This is a genomic window from Candidatus Woesearchaeota archaeon (assembly GCA_026394965.1).
In the GTDB taxonomy this organism is placed as follows: domain Archaea; phylum Nanobdellota; class Nanobdellia; order Woesearchaeales; family 0-14-0-80-44-23; genus JAPLZQ01.
Genome location: JAPLZQ010000004.1, coordinates 1 through 7363, shown reverse-complemented (window position 1 = coordinate 7363; position 7363 = coordinate 1). Strand labels below are relative to the sequence as shown.

The 7363-nt window shown below is 40.8% G+C and carries 9 protein-coding genes; 7 read left to right on the top strand and 2 right to left on the bottom strand.

The features are described 5' to 3' along the window. The first annotated feature begins 180 nt into the window (after positions 1-180). From NTV63_00105 to NTV63_00085, 5 genes are all read left to right on the top strand, one after another. Positions 181-864, top strand: coding sequence for a diphthamide synthesis protein (locus NTV63_00105; protein MCX6709347.1), 684 nt, complete (start codon positions 181-183; stop codon positions 862-864). A gap of 33 nt (positions 865-897) precedes the next feature. After that, the gene (locus NTV63_00100) at positions 898-1458 is read left to right on the top strand and encodes an RDD family protein (GenBank protein MCX6709346.1); all 561 of its coding nucleotides are present in this window, start codon (positions 898-900) and stop codon (positions 1456-1458) included. Positions 1459-1493: 35 nt separating this feature from the next. Further along, entirely contained in the window at positions 1494-2582 is a 1089-nt protein-coding gene (locus NTV63_00095; protein ID MCX6709345.1) for a hypothetical protein, read from the top strand. Positions 2583-2724: 142 nt separating this feature from the next. Next, positions 2725-3477 (top strand): glycosyltransferase, encoded by a 753-nt coding sequence (locus NTV63_00090; GenBank protein ID MCX6709344.1) that lies wholly within the window; start codon positions 2725-2727, stop codon positions 3475-3477. Between the two features lie 55 nt (positions 3478-3532). Further along, complete coding sequence (locus NTV63_00085) at positions 3533-5086, top strand: hypothetical protein (GenBank protein MCX6709343.1); 1554 nt, start codon at positions 3533-3535, stop codon at positions 5084-5086. Positions 5087-5189: 103 nt separating this feature from the next. On the opposite strand, the gene NTV63_00080 is transcribed toward NTV63_00085, so the two are convergent. Then, positions 5190-5396 carry a hypothetical protein gene (locus NTV63_00080; GenBank protein ID MCX6709342.1) on the bottom strand — a complete coding sequence of 69 codons (207 nt, stop codon included), beginning with the start codon at positions 5394-5396 and terminating at the stop codon, positions 5190-5192. A 151-nt stretch (positions 5397-5547) separates the two neighbouring features. Here NTV63_00080 and NTV63_00075 point away from each other — a divergent pair, with 151 nt between their 5' ends. Then, complete coding sequence (locus NTV63_00075; GenBank protein MCX6709341.1) at positions 5548-6306, top strand: hypothetical protein; 759 nt, start codon at positions 5548-5550, stop codon at positions 6304-6306. A 17-nt stretch (positions 6307-6323) separates the two neighbouring features. Then, positions 6324-6581: a hypothetical protein gene (locus tag NTV63_00070; GenBank protein MCX6709340.1), complete on the top strand. Its 258-nt coding sequence runs from the start codon at positions 6324-6326 to the stop codon at positions 6579-6581. Positions 6582-6621: 40 nt separating this feature from the next. On the opposite strand, the gene NTV63_00065 is transcribed toward NTV63_00070, so the two are convergent. After that, on the bottom strand, positions 6622-7363 hold a 742-nt coding region (locus tag NTV63_00065; GenBank protein MCX6709339.1), incomplete at its 5' end, for a molecular chaperone DnaJ.

The following is a 7363-nucleotide window of genomic DNA, read 5'->3' as shown; positions in this document are numbered from 1 at the left end:
TGCACAAGAAATGTAAAACATTTCTTTGTACAAAAAACGGCGCCATATATCTCATAATTAAAGTACCAAAAATTCGCCAAGCGAATTTTGGCACAAGAAATTCCTTTGGAATTTCTTTGTAATGAATTTTAGCGCCGTTTTTTGTATAAATTTTTAAACAAGAGCGGATTCATTAACTGCATGCAGAAGATATTCATAGAAGCGCATTCTAAAGTGAAAATAAGCCTTCCTGGAGGGGAAATTTCCAAGCTTCCGAAAAGAATCGGGCTCTTCACAACTGTCCAGCACATAAGGGAAATGCCAAAAGTCAGAGAAGAGCTTGAAAAAAACGGAAAGATTGTCCTGACAGGAAAAGGGAAAAGAACTGCATATCCCGGGCAGGTGCTTGGATGCGACGCTTATGGGGCAGAAAGAATTTCAGGCGAAGTTGATGCATTCCTTTACATAGGAAGCGGAAAGTTCCACCCGATTGGAATCGCCCTTTCAGGAAAAAAGCCTGTTTTCTGCTTTGACCCGTTCTCAAAGAGGTTTGAAAAGCTGGATGAAAAGGAAGTTGAAAAAGTCATAAAGAAGAAAAAGGGGGCGCTTGTCAAGTTTCTCAGCTCAAATGAGATAGGGCTTCTCGTATCAATAAAGCCGGGGCAGTCAATAATCAGGAATGCAATCCTTGCAAAAGGAAAAATTGAGAAGCTTGGGAAAAGGTGCTATATTCTCCTCTTTGACACCCTGGATTTCAGCGAGCTTGATAATTTCCCGTTTATTGAATGCTTTGTAAACATGGCCTGCCCGAGAATTAGTGAGGATTACCTGCTCATGAAAAAGCCGGTTGCAGAATACAATGAGATATCAGCATATCTTAAATAATAGGGAAAGAATAAGAAAGGAAGCGGTAAAAAAATGAAAAGCAGGAAAACCAATTCATCAAAAACAAAAAATAAACGGTTTATAGTAATGGATGCGCCGATTATTGAAAGGGCAATAGCCTTTTTCACAGATATAATGATTCTAAGGTTTACTGCAATGCTCCCGTTTGAGTGGAGGCTTAACAAATTTGCCGAGCTCATGGAAAAAGAGATTGGAAGTTCAGGATTTTCAGCAAGCTATTCATACCTTTCAATCCACCCCGAAATATCAAGCCAGATTCTCTATCTTGTTTCAGGACTGTCGCTTGCATGCGTATTGTATTTTGCCCTCATGGAGTTCTTCCTTGGGCAGACCTTTGGAAAGATGCTTCTGAAAATAAGGGTTGTTCCTGCAATCGCAGGGAATTCCGGCAGGGATAAACCTGAAAGGATAGGGATTTTGCAGGCTCTCGGGAGGAATATCATTCTCTTCCCGGTATTCCCGATTGTGCTTTTCTGGATAGCAGACCCGCTGTTTATGCTGCTGAGAAAAGACAGAAGAAGATTAACTGAGATTATAACCTCAACAAAAACAGTTAAATACCAGGAATACTAAAAAAAAGTTTTAACAAGCAAAAAAGGGGCAGAAAGATGGAAAAAAGAATATTCGTGATTCCGGTTTTCGCATTCTTAATGGCCATCTTCACAATTCTCAGCAGCACAGATGCATCTGCATCTTTCCTGATTACTCATGAATGCTATGAGCTCCACTGCTTTGCAGACGGAAAGATTATGTGGAGAATAAACATAACAAACACTGAAAGGGAAACAATATACATAAGCAGGATAAGGCTGAGGGACATCTTGGGAAACGAAATAGCGCATTATGACCTTAAGACAGAGATTCTTTTCTCTGAAACAGAGATAGTTGCAATGGAAGGGACTGTTCCAAAGGCAACAAACTACACATACTTATTCTACAATCCCTGCTTCACTTTCTTCAAAAGGGAAGGGGACAAGATAATTGAGCAGGACGAAAGGTGCTACCCTCTTAAAAACATAACAGTGATGCCAAAGCCCATAATACGATGCTTGAGAGAATCTGACTGCAATGAGAATATGAGCTGCGAGCGGGGACTATGCTTTCCTGTAAAATGCATTGAATGCCAATACATAAAAGAGCACAAATGTTTAGAATATGAATGCTGCTCAAACGAGGAATGCCTTCCTGAAGAATACTGCTCTGAAAATTCATGCACACCCCTTTCATGCAGCGAAGATGAGATGGCTTCTGAAAACAAGTGCAGGAAATTCTCATGCCCATTCCTGAATAAGCCAAAAAGCCACGAATGCGTGCAGGACAAATTGCTCATAATAATTTTCATATCAGGCGCAGGGATTATCGTATTCTCAATAATTACATTAGTTCTTTTGAAGGTAAGGATAGGCAAGAAAAGCATTCCTGCCTTTTTCTCAGAAAAGAGAAAGGCTGCATTTCACAAGAGGATGGAAGAAAAGCTTCTCAAGGAGATAAAAGTTCATCTTGCCCTAATGAAATACCTGAAAAGCGAAGAAGAGATAAAAACCAGCAGGAATGAGATAAGAAAATATGAGATGGAAGCGGGAAAGCACAGGAAAGAATGGCAGAGGATAATGGGAGTAAAAATCTGCCCTGAATGCGGCTCACTGGTAAAATCGTCTTTAAGGCTATGCCCGAAGTGCAATGAAAAACTGCACTAGGAATTCGTTGGGATAATCATATTCTCCAGCGGGGTTGTAACAGATTATTTCAACATTTTCAGCTAAAAACAGCGGAAAATTCCGTTGAAGAATCAACAGTTTTTTAAATTTGGAAGGCAAATTCTTTTTAGGGTGAAACTTTTTGAAAGGAAAGATGCTTTGCGCAATATGCATACCAACAAAAAATGAGGAGGAGAATATAGAACGATTAGTCAGAGAAATTATTTCCTTGAGTGTTAATGGCAAAACAATTAAGATAATCCTGATAAATGACCCATCAAAAGACAGCACCTACGAGAAGGAGCTTAAGCTGGAAAAAGAGCATAAGGGAAAAGTTTTTGTAATAAGAAACAGCAGGAAGCCCGGGCTTGGGAGTTCCTATGCAACTGGATTTGATTTTGCAGTTAAAAAGCTCAAGGCGGAAATAATACTGACAATGGATGCTGATTTCAGCCATAACCCAAAAGATATTCCTGCTCTGCTAAAAGCGCTTGATGATTCTGACATTGCTATCGGCTCAAGATACATTAAGGGAGGAAAAATCATCGGATGGAGTGCTTTCAGGATTATAACGAGCGCACTGGCAAATCTTATCGGAAGAAAGGCAACAGGGGGAAAAATCAAGGATGTCACAAGCGGACTGCGGGCATACCGAAGCATCGCGCTTGGGAAAATAAGATATGATTCGGGAATAAGGGGGTATGCATTTCTGCTTTCTGTTCTCTGCGAAGCAGGGAAAAAAGGGTTCAGGATTTCCGAGATTCCAATAAATTTCACAAACAGGAAAAAGGGAAAGTCAAAGCTTAAGCAAAAAGACATTCTGGAATTTCTCGTGCTTGCTTTGAAGGAAATCTCCTTAAGGGCTTTTCAGCCCAAAAAAAAGCAGCAATTATAAATAGCATTAATCAAATTGAAATAACTGGCAATGAGGGTAATAAGAAATTAAAAAAATGAAAAAAAAGGCAGACAATTGGGATTATGAGAAGAGGAAAGGGATTTTTTCCAATTCAAGCAACCTTAGAATCATAATACTTCTCTTAATTCTCGCATTTGTCTTTTTCAGGACAAACAGCTACAGCGCAGGATACAGCTACCCAATGCACATAGACGAATGGCAGCACACAGCCCAGATAATCTCAATTGCAAACAGCAGAATAAACTGGAACCCTTATTTTGGAGAGCCTCACCGGGACCTTGAAATAGGATTTCACATGTTCTGGGCGCCATTTGCAGCAGCGCTTGGGGAAAATGCATTCATACGCCTTTATTCAATCCTTCCTGCAATATTTGCAGTGCTTTCCTCAATTGCGCTTTTTCTGCTTGTAAAAAAGATTTCAAAATCATATTGGACAGCTGTTTTTTCCATCCTGTTTTTCGCATCTCTTAAGAGCAGCGTAAACCTTCTCGGAATAGGCTTTTTCACCCCAATGACAATGAGCTTTCCGCTGATTTACCTTTTCATGCTTTTTTTCATGGAAGGGATTTCAGAGGGGAGCAGGAAAAAATTCATGATTTCAGGGCTTTTATTCCTGCTCATAACAGCAATACACCCGCCTTCTGCAGCAATACTGGCGCTTCCGGCATTAGCATGCCTTATCATGGAAAGGAAATTCATTGAATCTGAAAAAAAACTTATTCTTGGAATATTCATTGCAGGAGCTGTTCTTTCTGTTCTTGCGGTTTTTCTCCTGAAAAAGCCAGATACCTCATTTTTTGGCGCAATAAAAAGCTTTTTTGTTTTCCCCCTCGGCTGGACAGGGCTTGAGATAAAGTATTTCCTGCCATACCTTTACTCAATACCTGCAACAATCCTTGCCCTAATCGGGATATATGCCGCTTTTGCCAAGCCCAATGAAAGATTCATAGTTGTGTTTGCGATATTTTCAACAGCATTGACTTTCCTGTTCAACAATTATGAGTTCAGCGTGCTTGCGCCATACCAGAGGGCGATATATTACGCATTAATCGCGCTTGTCCCTCTCTCTGCAATAGGGCTTTACGAATTCATGAAATTTATTGAGAGAGAATCAGCAGAAGTCCTTAAGGCAGGAAAGACAGCATCAAAAATTATAGGGATAATTGTTATAATTCTTGTGTTCTTCTCGGTTTTTTCATCAAGGTATGATGCAGTGGACAGCAGGAAGAAATATGCTGAGATGGTTGTATATGACAATGACTATGCTGCGCTGAGATTCATAAGAGGACAATTTCAGGATAAAGTTGTTTTAACTCCTGTTTTCATGAATTCTGCAGTCTACCCGGCATCCTTAAACCGGGTGCAGTCGCTCCTTCCTGCGCAGCTTGGAACTTTTGACAGGCAGGAAGAAAGGATTGAGGATGCAATAAGCTTCTATGATTCCCAGAAATACGGCAACTGCACAGAAGGGGACAAGATAATACGCAAGTGGAATGTTGAAATTATAGTTTCAAGGTACGAGCTTAAATGCCCGTTCAACTACGAGAAGATTTATGAGAAAGGAGACATTGTATACGAGGTTGTTTAGGAAAATTCAGGGATTTTTCCACAATTTTCTATTCTATAATTTTCTATAACTATTTAATGCAAGAAAAAGTAAGCAAAAAAAGTAAAAAATAACAAGAAAAGAATTAAATATTCCCGGAAAGATTTCCTGAACTCGCGAACTGCGTCCTGATAAACGGGCTGTTCAGTATTCTTTTCTTAATCCGGAAATAAACCCTTCCGCCTTTCACTTCCATCTGCTTATGCAACAGAATGCTGTAATCCTGCTTAACCTCTACAGTGAGGAAATTAAGTATAGTATCCTCGATATTTCCACCCCCAATTGATGACAAAAGGGAACTATTTTCCTATTTAAATATTTTGTGTATATTCTGCAATGATGCAGCAATGTAGTTACTTTAGAATAAGAAAGTTTATATATCAATAAGGTATCAAAAAAAGCAGGAAATAACTTATCAGGTTAAAAAATCGGGGGTTGATTTGATGGAAAAGAGGACAATAAGCTTCTTGATTCTATTAGAGATTCTAATGCTGGGAATTATTATGAGAGGGCACTTTTTTCTCCTTCCGCTAGGGCTGAATGAGTTTTTTGTGCTTGAGGTAAAGGCAATTGCGCTTTTCCTTTTCGCAGTTTTGAATGCAATGATGTTTTATGAGATCGCAAAAGATAGGAGATGGAATCTTTCCCACCTCTTTATATTCGGGCTATTTGCGCTTAATATGCTGTTCTCATTGAGCATATTCATTGCAGGAAGAGTATGGCTTCCTGTGCCCTGGAAATATGCTCTTATTGCAATCAATGCATTTGCACTAATAATCACATCTTCATATCCTAGAAAAGCAATCAGAAGAGAGAGAAAAAAAATTGAGCCGGTCAAAGAGATGAAGGAAGCGCCTCTCATGCAGGAAGCCCCAAAGGAAAAAGAAGACACCATCTTTGACATCTCGCAGATTGAGGACTTGAGTTCCAAAAAGACAGGAGAGGAAAGCAAAGTCCTCAATGAGGAAATGAGCGCAGAGGAGCTTCTGAAGGAATGCGCGCGAATAGAGGAAGAGAACAAGAAATCAGATAACAAGGAAAAGGAGAAAAACAGGTTCATAGCAAGCAAAAATGCAAAGATTTTCCACAGGGAGGGATGCACTCTTGGAAAGAAAATAAAAGCAAGGAGCAAAGTTTCATTTTCCTCCCCTGAGGAAGCAAGCGATTCCGGATACGAGCCGTGCAAAAGGTGCATGGCTTAGATATGCAGGTGAAAAAAATGCAGATAAAGATAAAATCACTGAGCAAAAAGGGCTTTTACCGCCTTGAGAACAACACTGAAATAAAAGAAGTCATGATAAACGAGGACATGCTCAATCCGAAAAAGGAGAGCATAGCAATAGGATTTGCAAACGATTCCTCATCAGGGATAATTGAATTCTCAGTGCCTGAATTTGAGAAGCTGGAAAAGGCAGTCAAGGACAAGATTCACCTGATAAAGAGCCTCAAGATGGATACAAAGACGCTGTATGAATAATCCTGAATAAGAAAACTTATTTTTCTAAATTTTTTCAAAATTATTTCTCAAAGGACAAGTCCCTGAAGCGCTCAAGCGCTTCCCTTTCCTGCCTGCTTAATGTCGAGGGGACTTTTATCACAACCTCAACATATTCATCTCCTGAGCCGTATCTCCCGACAATGGGCATTCCCTTCCCCCTCAGCCTGAAGCTTGAGCCTGACTGAGTTCCTGAAGGAATTTTTATGCTTGCAGTCCCTTCAATGGTCGGAACCTCAGATTCTCCCCCAAGAGCTGCTGTTGCAAATGGGATTGAAACCTTGCAGAAAATGTCATTTCCGCGCCTTGTGAAAAAATCATGAGGCTTTACATGGACAGTTATGTAAAGGTCTCCTGCCCTCCCGCCTCTTGCGCCTGCTTCGCCTTCGCCAGCAACCCGCAGGTTTGCCCCTGACTCAATTCCTGCAGGAATATCAACTTCTATGTTCTTTCTCTTCTGCGCATAGCCGTTGCCATTGCACGCCCTGCAGGGCTTTTTTGCAATGCTTCCTGTGCCGCCACACCTCCTGCAGGCAGTTGTTGAGCTGAAAATCCCAAATGCTGTCCTTCGGGTGCTCCTGACATACCCTGTTCCGCTGCAGTCAGGGCAGGAAGAAAGCTCTCCGCCATCTGCCCCTGTTCCGCCGCAGCTTGCGCACTGCTCGCTCTTCTCAAGAATGAACTCTTTTTTAACTCCCTTGGCTGCATCTTCAAGAGTTATCTCAATGCTGTGCAGCAGGTCCTGCCCTTTTCTCGCACGGCTT

What these genes read in the sequence shown, in the direction of transcription:
- NTV63_00085 (MCX6709343.1), top strand. Translation starts at nt 3,533, where the DNA reads ATGAAAAAAAAGGCAGACAATTGGGATTATGAGAAGAGGAAAGGGATT.
- NTV63_00095 (MCX6709345.1), top strand. Translation starts at nt 1,494, where the DNA reads ATGGAAAAAAGAATATTCGTGATTCCGGTTTTCGCATTCTTAATGGCC.
- NTV63_00100 (MCX6709346.1), top strand. Translation starts at nt 898, where the DNA reads ATGAAAAGCAGGAAAACCAATTCATCAAAAACAAAAAATAAACGGTTT.
- NTV63_00105 (MCX6709347.1), top strand. Translation starts at nt 181, where the DNA reads ATGCAGAAGATATTCATAGAAGCGCATTCTAAAGTGAAAATAAGCCTT.
- NTV63_00070 (MCX6709340.1), top strand. Translation starts at nt 6,324, where the DNA reads ATGCAGATAAAGATAAAATCACTGAGCAAAAAGGGCTTTTACCGCCTT.
- NTV63_00075 (MCX6709341.1), top strand. Translation starts at nt 5,548, where the DNA reads ATGGAAAAGAGGACAATAAGCTTCTTGATTCTATTAGAGATTCTAATG.